This is a genomic window from Roseovarius sp. MBR-78, assembly GCF_040547535.1.
GTDB lineage: Bacteria > Pseudomonadota > Alphaproteobacteria > Rhodobacterales > Rhodobacteraceae > Roseovarius.
The window spans coordinates 1-15,948 of record NZ_JBEPPX010000021.1; the positions used below are offsets into that span (position 1 = coordinate 1).

A 15,948-nucleotide genomic window follows, 5' to 3' on the forward strand; every position below is an offset into this window, starting at 1 on the left:
AACAGCAGAAAGAAACTTCTACAACGCAGATTGCGCGGCTAACATCGCCGCAGAATGACGAACTCAAACGTCTCCGGTAAACCCGGTCTGGTTCAGGATGTAGATGCACGTAAACGTCGGATGAGAAGCTGAGGTGGTGTGGACCTGTCGCGATTTGGTGCCGCTCCTTTGATAGCGTCTCGCCAGAGGCGACTGTCCATAGGCCGATCGCGTTGCTGCACTTGAGAAGGGGCCCTCCATGCTTCGGGATGCCTGACCATCGCTAATGGGCTCGACGCCGACGTCGGGCATCTTGCATCAGGCGGCGAACACTAGAATCCGCAAAAGGCGTTTACTGCAGGCTCATGATACTCAAAAACCAACTTTTGTCGAAAAGTCGGTCTTTGAGTGTCGAACCACATCTACAAACCATGCGGCTTGTGGCGATCCCGGGAGGACTCGAACCCCCAACATCCTGATTAGAAGTCAGGTGCTCTATCCAGTTGAGCTACGGGACCGCTGAACCGGCTCTTAGCGCGGCGCTCGCGCGAGATCAAAGGTTAATCTGCAAACGGGTCCGCCGGGTAGCGCACCCCTGCGAGATAAAGGCCGTGGGGCGGGGACACCGGGCCGCAGGCGGCGCGGTCGCGCGCCGCGAGCGCCGCGCGCACGCCCTCGGGCGGCCACGCGCCGCTGCCCACCCTTTCCAGCGTGCCCACCATGCTGCGCACCTGGTTGTGCAGGAACGAGCGCGCGGCGAAATGCAGGTGCAGTTCCGGCCCCGTCACCGTCTCCACCTCCTCTATCTCCACCGAGTCGAGCGTCTTCAGCGGGCTTCTGGCCTGGCAGATCGAGGCGCGGAAGGTGGTGAAATCGTGATGGCCCAGCAGATGCGCGGCGCCTGCGCGCATGGCTTCGGGATCGAGCGCGTGGCGCAGGTGCCAGACATGCCCGGCCTCGAGCGCGGGCGGCGCGCGGCGCGCCTTGATCCGGTAGAGATAGCGACGACCCGTGGCCGAAAACCGCGCGTGCCAGTCTTCGGCCACGCGCGCGCAGGCGGTGATGGCGATGGGCCGGGGCTTGAGATGATAGTTGAGCGCCTCCGACAGACGGAACGGGGCCCAATCGCGCGCCAGATCGCAATGCGCCACCTGCGCCAGCGCATGAACGCCCGCATCGGTGCGGCCGGCAGCCGCGATGGTATGCGGCCCCGGCTCTAGCCGCGCCAGCGCGCGCTCGATCTCGCCCTGCACGCTCACCTGGTCGGCCTGCCGCTGCCAGCCCGCGAAGGGCGCGCCGTGATATTCGACCCTGAGGGCATAGCGGGGCATGGCCGGTCCTTTCGTCTCGCGCTGCGCGTCCGGGGCCGATCCTTGGCGCGAAACGCAGGGCATGGGCAAGCCGTTTCTGCATCTTTCCCCCGCCGCGTGCCGGGTGTAAGGCAGGCCCATAGCCTGACGGAGAGCGCCCATGCCCCTGCCCCTGCCCGAAACCGCCCTTCTGTTGCAGATGCTGGGCCTCCTGGCGGTGATCGGGGCCTTTGCCGGAGTGCTGGCGGGGCTTTTGGGGGTGGGCGGCGGCATCGTGCTGGTGCCGTCGTTCTTCTATGCCTTCCAGACGCTGGGCTATGACGGCCCGCAGCTCATGCAGATCTGCCTTGCCACGTCGCTCGCCACGATCATCGTCACCTCGGTGCGCTCGGTGCTGAGCCACCATCGCAAAGGCGCGGTCGAGTGGGCGATCCTGCGCGGCTGGGCACCGGGGATCGCGGTGGGCGCGGTGCTGGGCGTGCTGGTGGCGGCCTCGCTGCGCTCGACCACGCTTCAGGGGCTGTTCGGGGTGTTGGGCATCGTCATCGGCCTCTATCTGGGCCTGGGCCGCGCGCATTGGCGGCTGGGTTCGGTCATGCCCGGCGGGCTGCGGCGGGCGGTGCTGTCGCCGATCGTGGGATTTCTGTCGGTGCTCATGGGCATCGGCGGCGGCAGTTTCGGCGTGCCGCTGATGAGCCTTTACGGCGTGCCGATCCACCGCGCGGTGGCGACGGCGGCGGGCTTTGGCGTGACCATCGCGCTGCCCTCGGTGGCGGGGTTCCTGTTTCTCACCATCGACCCGGCGCACCGCCCGCCGCTCACCTTTGGCGCGGTCAACCTTGTGGCCTTCGCGGTGGTCATCGCGATGACGCTGATCACCGCGCCCTGGGGCGTGCGGCTTGCCCATGCGATGGACCCCAAGCCGCTCAAGCGTGTCTTTGCGGTGTTCCTGACGCTGGTGGCGCTCAACATGCTGCGCAAATCGCTGGGATGGTAGCGGCGCTGGCCGAGACCGGCTGGGCCGTCTTTCCGCCCGAGCCGCATCTGGCCGACTGGGCGCGCGCCGCCCGCGCGGCAGCCCTTGCCCGCCTCGCCGATCCCGCCCACCGCGCAGAGGGGCTTGCCTGCGAGGGCACGTGGTTCATCGGCCTCGACTGCCTGCCCAATGATGCGGCGGGCACCATCGCGGGCGTGCCGCTCGCGGGGGCCGCGCGCTGCGCCGCCGAGGCCGATTCCGGGCCGCTGCCTTTGCACCGGGGACAGGTCTCGGTGGTCTGGCCGGGCTATCCCCGGCCCCGCGACGGTGAGGGGGAGGCCGCATTCCGCTATCGCCAAAGGCGCGACGCGGCGCATGTGGACGGGCTCTTGCCCGTGGGGCCCGCACGGCGGCGGATGCTGCGCGAGCGCCATGCCTGGCTCCTCGGCCTACCGCTGACCCGCGCGGATGCGGATGCCAGCCCGCTGGTTGTCTGGGAGGGCAGTCACCACCTCATGCGCCGCGCCTTTGCCGCCGCCCTTGACGGTATCGCGCCGCGCGACTGGGCCGAGGTGGACCTGACCGACGCCTATCACGCCGCCCGCCGCGCGGCGTTCGAGACCTGCGCGCGCATGGCCCTCACCGCCCCGCCCGGTGGCGCGATCCTCGTGCACCGCCACACGCTCCACGGCATAGCGCCGTGGGCGCAAGGGGCCACCGCCGCGCCCGAAGGCCGCATGATCGCCTATTTCCGCCCCGAATTCCGCGATGATGCACGCACAGGCTGGCTCACCGCACCCTGAGCCGGGGGCGCAGGGATGGTGCGGGTGAAGGGACTCGAACCCCCACGCCAAAGGCGCCAGAACCTAAATCTGGTGCGTCTACCAATTCCGCCACACCCGCACAGATATGTGCTCTAGCAAGGCGCGCGCCTGTGTTTAAGCCCAAATCGTGCGCCCCCGGCCATGCGCACACGAAAAAAGGCACGACAACGCCCGTTTGTTGCCGTATTGTGGAAAAAAACTGAGGCAGTTACAGAGCGAGATACGCCATGAAACCGGATACGGTCGGGCGTTCAGGCGGCGTTTGCGCCGTCCGTCCCCCTATTGAGGGCACCGGCCTTTGGGCCGAGGGTGTCATCCTGACAGCACAAGGCGAGCGGCGCGCGTGCGATCTGCGCCCCGGCGACCGCGTCATCACCCGCGATGCCGGGATGGTCACGCTGCGCGGGCTTATACGCGAGCGGCTTTATACGGACCTCGTGCATATCCGCGCCGGATCGCTGGGCCATACCCGGCCCGAGCGCGATGTGATCCTGCCCGCCGAGCAGAGGATCCTCGTGCGCGACTGGCGTGCCAAGGCGCTCTTTGGTGCCGATCAGGCGTTGGTTGCCGCCGCGCGGCTGGTCGATGGCGGGTTTGTCACCCATGCCGGGATGGCCACTCTCGATCTGTGCAGGCTCGATTTCGGGGCGGCGCATATCCTCTATCTCGACGGGCTGGAGGTGGCGAGCGGCCCCTGCTAGGTGCCCCGCATCTCAACGCAGGGGGGCCGCCCTCACCCGGCGCGCAACCGCCCCGCCGCCAGCGCCGAGGCGGCGATCATCGCGCTGGCCGTGCCCAGCATGAGCGCCAGCCCCCCCGCCTGATAGCTCAGCCCCGACAGCACCGTGCCCAAGAGCCGCCCGCCGGCATTGGCCATGTAGTAAAACCCCACATCCATCGTCACCCGCTCGGCGCGGCTGAAGGCGAGGATCAGGTAGGAATGCAGCGCCGAATTGATCGCGAATAGCACGCCAAAGGCCAGAAGCCCCGCCACCAGCACCCCCGTGAGCCAGACCTGCGGGCCACCTGCGGCGAGCGCCGCCAGCGTGAGCACCACCGGCACCACCAGCAGCGCCAGCGCCCAGAAGCGCGCGGCGCGCACCATGTCCGCCTCGGGGCGCAAGCGCGCGCGCAGGAGGCGCGGCGCACTCGCCTGCACGCCCCCGTAAAGGATGATCCACCCGGCCATGAAGCTGCCCACGAGGAAAAACGCCGCGCGGTTGCCCTCGGCGCTGCCATCCGACAGCACGCCGTGGAAATAGACCGGGATGCCCACCACGAACCACACATCGCGCGCCCCAAAGAGGAACACCCGCGCCGCCGAAAGCCAGTTCACATTCGCGGATTTCGAGAAAACGTCCGAGAATGTCGCCCCCCGGCGCCCCGCAGGCAGGCCCGGCGGCATGGCCCATGCCACCGCCAAAAGGATCACCGCCAGCGCAGCGGCCATCGCCCAGACCGCGCCGGTGAAGCCGACCCCGGCCAAGAGCGCCGCGCCCATCAGAAAGCCCAGCCCCTTGACCGCGTTCTTCGATCCGGTGAGCCATGCCACCCAGCGGAAAAGCCCGCCGTTCTCGGCAGGGGCAAGCAGCTTGACCGCGGATTTCGACGACATCTTGGCCAGATCCTTGGCCACGCCCGAGGCCCCCTGCACCGTCATCACATAGCCCACCGACAACGCCAGGCCCCAGCCGGGATCGAGCTGCGCCAGCGCGACGAGCGCCGCCACCTGCACCGCCAGCCCCGCGTAAAGCGTCGCCGTGAGCCCGAACCGCGCCGCGATCCAGCCTGCCGAGAGGTTGGTCACCATGCCCGCGATCTCGTAGAGCACGAAGAGATATGCCAGTTGAACGGGTGTGAATCCCAGCGTGTGAAAATGCAGCAAAACCAGCATCCTGAGCGCGCCATCGCTCAGCATGAAGGCCCAATAGGCCGCCGTGACGGCGATATAGGCCGAAAGCCCCTCGGGCCGTGCCGTCACACCGACGCCCCTACCATCAGCGCCACGTCAACCAGCCGGTGGGCATAGCCCATCTCGTTGTCATACCACACATAAAGCTTCACCTGCGTGCCCCCCACCACCATCGTCGAGGGCGCATCAATGATGCCCGAACGGGGATCGTTGGTGTAGTCCGCACTCACCAAGGGCCGCGTCTCGTAGCCGAGGATGCCCGCCAGCGGCCCATCGGCGGCGGCCTTGAAGAGGGCGTTGACCTCGGCCACGCTGGTCTCGCGCGTCATCTCGAACACGCAATCGGTGAGCGAGGCGTTGAGCAGCGGCACGCGCACGGCGTGGCCATTCAGGCGGCCCGCCAATTCGGGGTAGATGAGCGTGATCGCCGTGGCGCTGCCCGTGGTGGTGGGGATCAGCGAATTGAGGCCTGAGCGCGCGCGGCGCAGATCCTTGGCGGGGCGGTCCACGATGGTTTGGGTATTGGTCACGTCGTGGATCGTGGTAATCGAGCCGTGCTTGATTCCGATCCCCTCGTGCAGCACGTTGACCACGGGCGCGAGGCAATTGGTGGTGCAGCTTGCCGCCGTGACGATCCGGTGCGCCGCCGGGTCATATGTCGCGTGATTGACGCCATAGGCGATATTGGCGGCCGGCCCGTCCTTGACCGGGGCCGAGACCACCACCTTTTTCACCCCCGCCTCGAAATAGGGCGCGAGGCCCGCCTCGGTCTTGTGCGCGCCGGTGCAGTCGATCACCACATCGACCCCGCCCATCGGCAGCGCCGATAGGTCGCGCGTGCCGACAAAGGGCAGGCGCAGCCCGTCGATGGTCACGCCCCCCGCATCATGGCCGAACGCCGCATCCCACCGCCCGTGCACCGTGTCGAATTCCAGCAGATGCGCGTGCATTTCCGCATCCCCCACCGCGTCGTTGATCCAGGCGATCTCTGCCCCGCGCTCCAGCAGCGGCTTGAGGATCAGCTTGCCGATCCGGCCCAGCCCGTTGACGGCATAGGTGGTCATGCCGCGCCCTCCACGGCACCGCTCCCGATATCATCCACCGCCGCCTGAAGGCCGAGCCGGTCGAGGCTCTCAAAAGGCAGCGCGGCAAAGATCGAGATGCGGTTGCGCAACGCGCCATAGGCGTGCTGAAACGCCAGCGCCCTTTGCGCCTCCGTGCCGGTCGCGCGAACCGGATCGGGCGTGCCCCAATGGGCGGTGACGGGTTGGCCCTGCCAGGGCGGGCACTCCTCGTTCGCGGCGCGGTCGCAGACGGTAAAGACGAAATCCATCACCGGCGCGCCCTCTGCCCGGAACGCCTCCACATGCTTGGCCCTCAGCGGCGCGATGTCGTGGCCCTTGGCCTCGAGCAGCGCCAGCGCCGCCGGGTTCAGCGCGGAAGACGGGCGGGTTCCGGCGGACCAAGCGGTGAAGCGGTCGCCTGCCATATCGCGCAGGATCGTCTCGGCAAAGATCGAGCGGGCGGAATTTCCCACGCAGATGAAGAGCACGTTGTATTTTCTGTCGCCCATGTCGAGGCCTCCTTTGGCAAGGGTGGGGGGCGCGCAGATATCGGGCCGCCCGCGGCAACAGTCGTTGAGCAGATACTCAAAAGTGCCCCGCACCTGCGCGAGATCAATCGCATAGCGCAGCGAGGTGCCGGCACGCGCCTGCGTGACCAGCCCGGCCCGCATCAGCGCCGCCAGATAGGCCGAGAGCGTCGAAGGCCGCAGCCCCAGCGCGTCGGCCAGCTCTCCCGCCGCCACCGCATCGGGATAGCGCCGCATCAAGAGCCGGAAGATGGCGAGACGCTGCGGATGGCCAAGCGTGGCGAGGCGGGAGGGGATATCTTTTTCCATATTTCGTGAATATTCGAAATATGGCGGGAAGCAAGCGCGCAGACGCGATGTTACCAAAACTTCATGAAAATATCGGCGCTCGGTGGCAGGGTGGCCTCGTGGCCGGTTTTGGCTTGTTGCTGCCATTCGCAGAAGCCGCGCATCGACGGGCCGCGGTGCGGCGATCCAATGTCAGTTTGGTAGCGCTTTATCTCGCCAAATCCGAAAAACCTCAAAGCATCGCGCAAGCGGCAGCCAAATCGCCGTGCCGGGGGGCGGCCCGGCGATGCGCGGCGGCGCGCCAAGGCGCGCCTCGATTCCGCGCAAGGGGGCTTTGCCTTGAACGCCCCCTCCACACCCTTCACGACATCGCGCGCCTACTGCCCGCGTGCCTTCTCGATCGCCGGGCGGATGGTGCTTTTCAGCACGCGCTCGGTGATCGGCCCGGCAAAGCGCAGCACGATATTGCCCTGCCCGTCGATCACATAGGTCTCGGGCACGCCGTAGACGCCCCAATCAAGCGCCATGCGCCCGCTCTCATCCGAGCCGATGGCGGTGTAGGGATCGCCCAGTTCGGCCAGAAAGCCCAGTGCGTTGCCGGGCTTGTCCTTGTAGTTGACGCCATAGATGGTGAGCCCCTCGGCCGCCAGCCCCGTGAGGTTGGGATGCTCCACCCGGCAGGGCGCGCACCAGCTTGCCCAGTAGTTGAGCAGCACCACCTCGCCCGAGCGCAGATCGGCATCGGTAAAGCCGGGCTTGTCGCCCAGCGGCGTGATCTGTACCGGCGGGGCCTGCCGCCCCGCGAGCGCCGAGGGCAGCGCGTCGGGGTTCTCGCGCTTGAGCCCGACCAGCGCCAGCCCCGCGAAGGCGGCAAAGACCACCAGCGGCACGGCCATGAGGGGGGAGAGCTTAGCCATTTGATTTCCTTCGCATCTCGATCTCGTCCAGCGCGCGTTTGACGCGCGCGGAGCGGCGCAGGCTCGCCCAGACGATCACCGCCAACAGCGCCAGCGACACGCCATAGGATGACAGCACCGCGCCTGCATATTTTCCCAGTTCGGGGATCATGCCTGCATCCTTTCCCGCGCCAGAAGCGCGCGCATCCGCCTTGCCCTTATCTCGGTGCGCGTGCGCACCAGCACAAGCGCGACAAACAGCAGCACGAACCCCGCCATCGCCACCAAGAGCGGATACCAAAACACATCGGCCACGTTCTCCTGCTTATCAAGGCTCAGCGACGCGCCCTGATGCAGGCCCTGGTTCCAGAAATTCACCGCGTAACGACTCAGGAGCGCAAAGACCGAGCCGACAAGGCACAGGATCGAGGTAAGATCGGCGGCGGTGTCATCGTTCTCGATCGCCTCCCAGAGCGCGATATAGCCGAGGTAGAACAGGAACAGGATCAGGAACGAGGTGAGCCGCGGATCCCACGCCCACCACGTCCCCCACATCGGCTGCCCCCAAAGCGCGCCGGTCGCCAGCGCAATCAGCGTCATCACCATCCCCACCGGTGCCGCCGCGCGCGCGGCCAAGGCGCTGACATGATGCCGCCGCACGATCCAGACAAGCGAGGTGACCAGCATCATCAACCACGCGTTGATCGCCATGAGGGCTGCGGGCACATGCAGATAGATGATCTTGACGGTCGAGCCCTGCTTGTAATCCTCGGGCGTGAAGAAGAACCCCCAGACCAGCCCCGCCGCCAGCAAAAGCGCCGCCGCCCAGGCGACCCAAGGCAACACCCGGTCGGTGGTCTCGATGAATTTCTTCGGGTTGGCATATTCCCAGAGCGCATTCAGGTTCATGGCGTGGTTCCGTCCGTCATCGCAGGTTGACCCTCAATACCGCAGCCGAGGCGAAAGGCAAAAGCGCGATCGTGCCGCAGGTAATCCCCGCCAGCAGCGCCAGCGGTGTGGTTAGCGCCATGCCCTCGGCCCCGCGCCGTGCCACCTCGGCCCCGAAAATCAATGTCGGCACGTAAAGCGGCAGCACCAGAAGGCTCAGAAGCAGCCCGCCGCGCTTCAACCCCACCGTCAGCGCCGCGCCGAACGTGCCGATCACGCTCAGCGCGGGCGTGCCAAGCGCCAGCGACACCAGCACCCAGCCAAAGCCCTGCACCGGCAGGTTCAACAGCACACCCAGCACCGGCGCGGCCAGCACCAGCGGCAGGCCGGTGGTCAGCCAATGTGCCAGCGCCTTGACGCTCACGATCCCCTCCATCGGCAGGGGCGAGGTGGCCAGCAGATCGAGGCTGCCATCCTCGTGGTCGAGCGCGAATATCCGGTCGAGCGACAAGAGGCACGCCAGAAGCGCCCCCAGCCACAGGATACCCGGCGCGATTTTCGACAAAAGCGCCGATTGCGGCCCCACGCCAAAGGGCACCAGCACCACCACGATGAGGAAAAACGCAAGCCCAAGGCCAAAGCCCCCGCCCGCGCGCACCGCAAGGCGCATGTCGCGTGTCAGCAGCGCGATCACAAAAACACCCCGTCGAAATCATCCATCCCGAGCGGCGCGGCGCGATAGGGGGCCAGATCGAGGATGCGCGCCTCCGTGAGGCCAAGCTCGATATGCGTGGCTATGAGCGCAGCCCCCCCCGCCGCCAGATGACCGCGCACCGCGCCTGCAAACATCGCCACGGCCTCGGTATCGAGCGACACGGTCGGCTCGTCCAGTAGCCACACCGCCCGCCCCGTCACCAGAAGCCGCGCCAGCCCCAGCCGCCGTTTCTGCCCCGCCGAGAGCGCGCCCGCGGGCCGCGTGGCCAGCGGGCCAAGAGCAAAGGCAGACATCGCCCGCGAGATATCGGTGGTGCCAAAGACACGCGCCCAGAATTCGAGGTTCTCGGCCACGCTCAGCGCCGATTTGATCCCGTCGGCATGACCGGCATAAACTAGGCTCTCGGGCGCGGCCTCGGCCCGGCCCGCAAGCGCGGGCTGAAGCCCGGCGATGCCGCGCAAGAGCGTGGTCTTGCCGATGCCGTTGGGGCCGCGCAGGATCAGCGCCTCGCCGGGGGCGAGCGTCAGGCCCACCCCTTCCAGCACCGGCACACCGCCGCGCGCAACCGCCATATCCGTGACCCGAAGCAACATGGCCCTGCCTTAGCCCAAAGCCCCCGGCGCGAAAAGCGCCAAAGGCTGCGAAGGGTGTCACACCGGCAGCGCCGCCAGCGCCACGCGCCGCCCCTCGGACAAAAGCACGTTATAGGTGCGGCACGCCGCCGGAGAGGCCATCACCTCAACGCCCAGCCCGGCCGCCTCCAGCGCATCGCGCAAGGGCGCGGGCGCATGCGCCATCTCGGCCCCGGTGCCGATGAACACCACGTCCACCTCGCCCACCAGCGCCAGCAGCGGCGCAGGATCGTCATAGCCCTGCCAGCCCTGCGCGCGCGCCACGGTGACAAGGATAGCGCCCTCCATCACCTGCCCCGCCACGCGAAAAAATCCCGGCCCGTAGCCATCCACGGGCGTGGCCCCGGTGAATGTGATCTCGGTCATGCGCATGGGTCTCAGGCTCCGTTGTTCCAGATCGGCAGGCCGCTCAGCACCGCAAGCGCGATCACGGCATAGGCCACCCATCGGTAAAGCCGCTCGTGGCGCGGGTCAAACAGCCCCTGCCCGATCAGCGAGGTCATGACATAGGGCACCGCCAGCACCAGCGCCAGCGCCACAAGCGCCCAATCTACCGCGCCCTGCACCAGCAGATTGACCACGATCACCACGTCGAGGGCGGCGAGAAACAGGATGGTATTCGCGCGCACCGCCTGCGCCGCCGATTGCCCCGCCAGGTAGAACAGGATCACCGCCGGCCCGGTCAGCCCGGTCATCCCGCCGATGCCGCCCGCAAGCGCCCCGATCCCGGCCAGTTGCGGGCGGCTCACCCGCCCCGAGAACCGCCAGCCCGAGATCAGCGCCGCCAGCGTCACAATGGCGATCACCGCCACGCACCAGCGAATCAGCACCGGGTCAAGCCGCGTCATCAGCCACAGGCCCAGCGGCACCGTCAGCAGCGCGGCCAGCGCCAGAAGCCCCACCTCGCGCCGGTCCGCTTGCCCCCAGGCGCGCGGCAAAAGCGCCGAGGAACTGACCAGCCCGGTCAGCATCATCACCGCGACGATGACCTGCGGTGCCAGGAATATCCCGGCCACGGGGACAAACACCAATGCCGTGCCGAACCCCGAGAAGCCGCGCACCACCCCGGCGACCGATATCGTCAGCAGCAGCCAGCCCAGCCCCGGCGTGGCCAGGGCCGCAGCAAGCGGTTCAGGCATCCACATTGCCGAATTGCGTGCCGGCGGTGGCGTCGGGCTTGGACCAGTCGCGCTTGACGCCCAACCACATCAGGATCGTCGAGGCCACGAAGATCGACGAATAGGTGCCCACCACCACGCCCCAGATCATCGCAAAGACAAAGCCCCGGATGACGTCGCCGCCAAGGAAATAGAGCGCCACCAGCGCCAGCAGCGTGGTCACCGAGGTCATCATCGTGCGGCTCAGCGTTTCGTTGATCGAGATGTTGAGCACCTCGCGCAGCGATTTCTGCTTATATTTGCGCAGGTTCTCGCGCACGCGGTCGAACACCACCACGGTGTCGTTGAGCGAATAGCCGACGATGGTCAAAAGCGCCGCGATGATCGCCAGATCGAACTGGATCTGCAATTCCGAGAACACCCCCACCGTCAGCGCCACGTCGTGCACCAGCGCCACCACGGCACCCACCGCGAATTGCCACTCGAATCGCAGCCAGATGTAGAACAGCACCGCGCCGATGGCGAGCGCCACCGCGATCACCGCCGCCGTGATAAGCTCTCCCGATACCTTTGGCCCGACGCTCTCGACCGAGGTAAATTTTATATCCGGCACCACGCCCTGCAACGCCGCCTCGACCTCTGCGATCACCTCGGGTGTCACGCTTTCGGTGTCATCCTGCGCCTGAATGCGGATCATCGCCACGTTCTCGTCGGGGCCGAATGTCGGGTCGAACACTTGCGTTATGCTCACATCCCCAAGGCCCAGCGCGTCGATGGCCCCGCGATACTGGCCGATATCCACCGGCTCCGCACTTTGCGTCCGAATCGTGGTGCCGCCCTTGAAATCAATCCCGAAATTCAGCCCCTGAAGGCCGAAAGATCCCAGCGCCACGAGGATCATCACCCCTGAAATCCCCAGCCACAGCTTCCAGCGGCTGAAAAAGTCGATCGAGGTTTCCTGCGGCACAAGGCGCAGCGCGCGCCCCTGCAACACGGATTTGGGGCGCTTGCGCTCGAACCACATCACGGCGATCAGCCGGGTGACGAAAATGGCGGTAAAGATCGAGGTGACGATGCCGAGGCCAAGCGTGATGGCAAAGCCGCGCACCGGGCCAGAGCCCATCGCGTAAAGGATCACGGCGGTAAGGAAGGTGGTGATATTGGCGTCCACGATGGCGCTCATCGCCTTCTCATAGCCAAGCTCGATGGCGCGCGCGGCACCCTTGGCGGTCTTCATCTCTTCCTTGATGCGCTCGAAGACGAGCACATTGGCATCCACCGCCATGCCGATGGTGAGCACGATCCCCGCGATCCCCGGCAGGGTGAGCGTCGCCCCGATCAGGCTCAGCAGGCCGAAAATCAGCCCCACGTTGATGATCAGCGCGATATTAGCGAACAGACCGAACCGCCCATAAGACGCGATCATATAGGCCAGCACCAGCACGAAGGCGACAAGACAGGCGATCTTGCCCGCCTCGATGCTGTCGGCGCCAAGCTCGGGGCCGACGGTGCGTTCCTCGAGAAATTCCAGCCCCGCCGGAAGCGCGCCCGCGCGCAGCAAAACGGCAAGCTGCGTGCTGTCCTCGACGTTGAAATTGCCGGTGATGATGCCCGAGCCGCCGGGGATATGGCTCTGGATCACCGGAGCGCTGATGACCTCGCCATCAAGCACGATGGCAAAGGGGTTGCCGATATTCGCCGCCGTGTAGTCGCCGAATTTGCGCGCGCCGGTCGGGTTGAAGCGGAACGACACGGCGGGCCGCCCGTTCTGGTCGAAATCGGGCTGCGCGTCCACCAGCTCCTCGCCGGTGACGACGGGCGCGCGCTCAAGGATATAGAACACCCCCGGCTCGTCGATGGAGGGCAGAACCTCGTTGCCGGGGCCTGCGGGATCGCCGGCATTTGCGGTGCGGCCCACCACCGGCTGAAAGGTCAATTGCGCGGTGGTGCCAATGAGCGCCTTCAACTCTGCGGCAGAGCCGATGCCCGGCACCTGGATCAGGATGCGGTCGGCCCCCTGCCGCTGGATCGTCGGCTCGCGGGTGCCGACCTCGTCGATGCGGCGGCGAATGATTTCGAGCGATTGGCGCACGGTGCGCTCGTCGGTGGCGCGCCGCTCGGCCTCCGACAGCCGCACAACGACATCCGCGCCCTCGGTCGTCACGGTAATATCGGTGGCCCCTGCCCCGGTCAGGCTGGCCACAGGGCGCGCCAGCCCGCGCACCAGCGCCGCCGCCTCGCCCGCCATTTCCGGGCGCTCGACCAGCCGCACGCGAAGCTCTGCGGCGGCGGTATTTTGCAGGCGGATCGCGCCGATCCGGTCGCGCTCCTCGCGCAGCAGGTCGCGCACCTCGGGCCACATGCCCTCCAGCCGCGCCTTGTAGACATCGCCCACCTGCACCTCGGCCAGAAGATGCGCACCGCCGCGCAGATCAAGCCCGAGGTTGACCAGCCCCGAAGGCAGCCATTCCGGCCAGAGCGCAAGATCATCCTGCACCGTTGCCGGATCGGCCCCCTGCTCGATGGCCGCGAGGGCATCGTTATGCGCCTCGACGCGGTTGTAGAAACCGTTGGGCAGCGCCAGCAGCAGGCCAAGCGCGACAAGCCCCCAGATCACGAGGCGTTTCCACAGGTCGATTTGCAGCATTGTCGCGCCTTTTCAGTGGTTTGAACGTATAGCGCGGCGGGTTTAGCCCTCTGCCGGCTCGGTCTTGGAGATCACCTGCGCCACGGTCGAGCGCACCACCCGCACCTTGACCCCCTCGGCAAGCTCCACCTCGATCTCGTTCTCGTCCTTGACCTTGGCCACCTTGCCGATCAGCCCGCCTTGCGTCACCACCTGATCACCGCGCCGCAGCGCCTCGACCATCGCCTTGTGCTCCTTGAGCTTTTTCTGCTGCGGACGGATCAGCAGGAAATACATGATGACGAAAATCAGGATGAGAGGCACGAATTGCGCGAAGGCGTCCATGAGGCGATATCCTTGTCTGAAAGCGGGAACCCCCCGCGAGTTGTCGCGGAACCTAAGGTTCGGGCGGCGCATTTGCAAGGCGCGAAAGCGGGGGCGGGGCGGGAGGGGATTGCGTCGGTGCGAGGGCGGGCTTGGGCTTTGCCGGTTTCGCGGGTAGGTTGCGAAAATGATGCGTGAAAGGCAGACCCCGTGACCACACCCGAAAAGCCCGATATCTTCGGTTGGCTCGGCCTGCGCCGGGTCATTGATCCGTCCAAGGCGCGGTGGCTGGGACCGGTCCTGCCGGTAGTGATGATCGTGCTTTTCGTCATGGCGGTCGCGGTGGTCGGTGCCGTGCTCGCCCATGCGCTCGTCGGGCTGCGATATGACGCGCCGCGCATCGGCTTCGGCACCGGCGGGATAGCGGTCGCCGTAATCGGCGCGCCCTTCGTGATCTGGCGCGCCATCGTTGCTCAAAAGACCGTGGACGTGACCGAACAGGGCCACATCACGGATCGGATCAACAAAGCGGTGGAGGGTCTGGGGGCGGAGAAGGAGATCAACTGGATCGGCCAATCATTCAACATCTGTCACGGCGCGGTTAACGGAAGCGAAGCGTACTCCAGAACCGTCATTCGCAGGCAAGGAGAAACTGTTTCACTCGATAATCACGAGACGCCAGAACGCGAAGGCGAATGGCAGGTTTTCACCGAAACCCAACCCAATCTCGAAGTGCGCATCGGCGCGATCTACGCGCTGGAACGGATCGCACAGGACAGCGCGCGTGACCACGTGCAGATCATGGAAATCCTCTGCGCCTATATTCGCCAGAACGCCCCGGCCCCGGCGGAGGATGACTGGCCCGTTTTGGAGATGCGGGAGAGCGAGGACAACGGGCCGCTTGAGCCGGATTGGAAGGATCGGCTGAGAAAATTCAAAGAAGCGCAGAACACGGCCAAGGCAGGGCTAAAACCGCGCGAGGACATTCAGGTGGCCCTAACCGTGATCGGGCGGCGCAGTGCCGAACAACGGCAGATCGAGGCCGGACCGGGCCGTGGCGAACAGGGCGTTTTTCCTTTTGATATCTCCTGCCCGGAATATGACATGTCCGGGGAGGACCACGATCCCGAAACACTTTCGACTTATCTTGATAATCTGGAGAATTGGAGCGTTGGACTGAAATCCTATGACGGATACCGATTGGACCTGCGCAACATCGACCTGCGCGGCACGGACGTCTCCCGTCTAAACCTTGCCGGTGCCCGGATGGATGGCGCGTTCTTGCACGGGGCAAATCTCCGTGAGGCAGAGTTACAAGGCGCAAACCTTCTCAAAGCACGGCTGCCGGGGGCGCGACTCTCGAAAGCAAGATTGCAGGGGGCGTTTCTAGCGGGTTCCTGGTTACAAGGGGCCTTTTTCCATGAAACGCAATTGCAAGTAACAAACCTCTTTGCCGCGCTGTCGCAGGAAGCGTTCTTCGTTGACGCTCGGCTGGATCGGGCGGAACTCACCGGAGCGCGATTGCAGGGGGCTTATTTCAAACTCGCGCAGTTGCAAGGTGCAAAACTGGAAGCAGCGAGATTGCAGGGCGTAGGTTTCTGGGGGGCGCATATCAGTGCGACTACGGACTTGAGTGATGCAACGTTGAACGGTGCTGCTCTCGGCTGCCTAGATTTAAGCGATATTCCACAGATCGCTGATCATGTGGCGGGGATGTTTGGGGACGGCTCTGTGGTGCTGCCAAAGGAGTGCAACCGGCCCGCGCATTGGCCGCAGGAAAGGCTTCCGCTTCCAAGGTTCACTAAGGCGTGGAGCAAGTGGCAGGCCGAGTCAGAAGGGGACACCCCGCCAGACGACGCGGGATGAACC

17 protein-coding genes and 2 tRNA genes are annotated in these 15,948 nt (G+C 66.1%); 4 read left to right on the forward strand and 15 right to left on the reverse strand.

Annotated features, from left to right (window positions below):
- Positions 1-420: 420 nt before the first annotated feature.
- Together ABIE58_RS15150 and truA are read right to left on the reverse strand one after the other, a co-directional pair.
- Positions 421-497 (reverse strand) — tRNA-Arg (locus ABIE58_RS15150).
- 42 nt (positions 498-539) lie between these two features.
- Positions 540-1,310: a tRNA pseudouridine(38-40) synthase TruA gene (gene truA / locus ABIE58_RS15155; protein ID WP_354545547.1), complete on the reverse strand. Its 771-nt coding sequence runs from the start codon at positions 1,308-1,310 to the stop codon at positions 540-542.
- Positions 1,311-1,461: 151 nt separating this feature from the next.
- Between truA and ABIE58_RS15160 the strand changes: the two genes are divergently transcribed.
- Together ABIE58_RS15160 and ABIE58_RS15165 are read left to right on the forward strand one after the other, a co-directional pair.
- The gene (locus ABIE58_RS15160) at positions 1,462-2,286 is read left to right on the forward strand and encodes a sulfite exporter TauE/SafE family protein (protein WP_502950109.1); all 825 of its coding nucleotides are present in this window, start codon (positions 1,462-1,464) and stop codon (positions 2,284-2,286) included.
- Complete coding sequence (locus ABIE58_RS15165; RefSeq protein WP_354545549.1) at positions 2,280-3,068, forward strand: phytanoyl-CoA dioxygenase family protein; 789 nt, start codon at positions 2,280-2,282, stop codon at positions 3,066-3,068. The genes ABIE58_RS15160 and ABIE58_RS15165 overlap by 7 nt, the downstream gene beginning before the upstream one ends.
- Before the next feature lie 16 nt (positions 3,069-3,084).
- Here ABIE58_RS15165 and ABIE58_RS15170 read toward each other — a convergent pair.
- Positions 3,085-3,168 (reverse strand) — tRNA-Leu (locus ABIE58_RS15170).
- A gap of 148 nt (positions 3,169-3,316) precedes the next feature.
- Between ABIE58_RS15170 and ABIE58_RS15175 the strand changes: the two genes are divergently transcribed.
- Positions 3,317-3,790, forward strand: coding sequence for a Hint domain-containing protein (locus ABIE58_RS15175; protein WP_354545550.1), 474 nt, complete (start codon positions 3,317-3,319; stop codon positions 3,788-3,790).
- Positions 3,791-3,822: 32 nt separating this feature from the next.
- Here the strand turns inward: ABIE58_RS15175 and arsJ are convergent, their stop codons facing one another.
- From arsJ to yajC, 12 genes are all read right to left on the reverse strand, one after another.
- Entirely contained in the window at positions 3,823-5,070 is a 1,248-nt protein-coding gene (arsJ, locus tag ABIE58_RS15180; protein ID WP_354545551.1) for an organoarsenical effux MFS transporter ArsJ, read from the reverse strand.
- Positions 5,067-6,065 (reverse strand): ArsJ-associated glyceraldehyde-3-phosphate dehydrogenase, encoded by a 999-nt coding sequence (locus tag ABIE58_RS15185; RefSeq protein ID WP_354545552.1) that lies wholly within the window; start codon positions 6,063-6,065, stop codon positions 5,067-5,069. The genes arsJ and ABIE58_RS15185 overlap by 4 nt, the downstream gene beginning before the upstream one ends.
- Positions 6,062-6,901 (reverse strand): arsenate reductase/protein-tyrosine-phosphatase family protein, encoded by an 840-nt coding sequence (locus ABIE58_RS15190; RefSeq protein ID WP_354545553.1) that lies wholly within the window; start codon positions 6,899-6,901, stop codon positions 6,062-6,064. Before ABIE58_RS15190 ends, ABIE58_RS15185 begins: the two co-directional genes overlap by 4 nt.
- A gap of 356 nt (positions 6,902-7,257) precedes the next feature.
- The gene (locus tag ABIE58_RS15195; RefSeq protein ID WP_354545554.1) at positions 7,258-7,797 is read right to left on the reverse strand and encodes a DsbE family thiol:disulfide interchange protein; all 540 of its coding nucleotides are present in this window, start codon (positions 7,795-7,797) and stop codon (positions 7,258-7,260) included.
- Complete coding sequence (ccmD, locus tag ABIE58_RS15200; protein WP_354545555.1) at positions 7,790-7,948, reverse strand: heme exporter protein CcmD; 159 nt, start codon at positions 7,946-7,948, stop codon at positions 7,790-7,792. The genes ABIE58_RS15195 and ccmD overlap by 8 nt, the downstream gene beginning before the upstream one ends.
- Positions 7,945-8,685 carry a heme ABC transporter permease gene (locus ABIE58_RS15205; RefSeq protein WP_354545556.1) on the reverse strand — a complete coding sequence of 247 codons (741 nt, stop codon included), beginning with the start codon at positions 8,683-8,685 and terminating at the stop codon, positions 7,945-7,947. The genes ccmD and ABIE58_RS15205 overlap by 4 nt, the downstream gene beginning before the upstream one ends.
- 16 nt (positions 8,686-8,701) lie before the next feature.
- On the reverse strand, positions 8,702-9,358 hold the full coding sequence (gene ccmB, locus ABIE58_RS15210) for a heme exporter protein CcmB (RefSeq protein ID WP_354545557.1): 657 nt from the start codon (positions 9,356-9,358) through the stop codon (positions 8,702-8,704).
- Entirely contained in the window at positions 9,355-9,972 is a 618-nt protein-coding gene (gene ccmA / locus ABIE58_RS15215) for a heme ABC exporter ATP-binding protein CcmA (protein ID WP_354545558.1), read from the reverse strand. Before ccmA ends, ccmB begins: the two co-directional genes overlap by 4 nt.
- Positions 9,973-10,029: 57 nt before the next feature.
- Positions 10,030-10,383: an Mth938-like domain-containing protein gene (locus tag ABIE58_RS15220; RefSeq protein ID WP_354545559.1), complete on the reverse strand. Its 354-nt coding sequence runs from the start codon at positions 10,381-10,383 to the stop codon at positions 10,030-10,032.
- 5 nt (positions 10,384-10,388) lie between these two features.
- Positions 10,389-11,150: a sulfite exporter TauE/SafE family protein gene (locus ABIE58_RS15225; protein WP_354545560.1), complete on the reverse strand. Its 762-nt coding sequence runs from the start codon at positions 11,148-11,150 to the stop codon at positions 10,389-10,391.
- Positions 11,143-13,776 carry a protein translocase subunit SecD gene (secD, locus tag ABIE58_RS15230; protein ID WP_354545561.1) on the reverse strand — a complete coding sequence of 878 codons (2,634 nt, stop codon included), beginning with the start codon at positions 13,774-13,776 and terminating at the stop codon, positions 11,143-11,145. Before secD ends, ABIE58_RS15225 begins: the two co-directional genes overlap by 8 nt.
- Positions 13,777-13,818: 42 nt before the next feature.
- Positions 13,819-14,100: a preprotein translocase subunit YajC gene (yajC, locus tag ABIE58_RS15235; RefSeq protein ID WP_354545562.1), complete on the reverse strand. Its 282-nt coding sequence runs from the start codon at positions 14,098-14,100 to the stop codon at positions 13,819-13,821.
- Between the two features lie 189 nt (positions 14,101-14,289).
- On the opposite strand from yajC, the gene ABIE58_RS15240 reads away from it, so the two are divergent.
- Positions 14,290-15,945: a pentapeptide repeat-containing protein gene (locus ABIE58_RS15240; protein WP_354545563.1), complete on the forward strand. Its 1,656-nt coding sequence runs from the start codon at positions 14,290-14,292 to the stop codon at positions 15,943-15,945.
- Positions 15,946-15,948 lie beyond the last annotated feature (3 nt).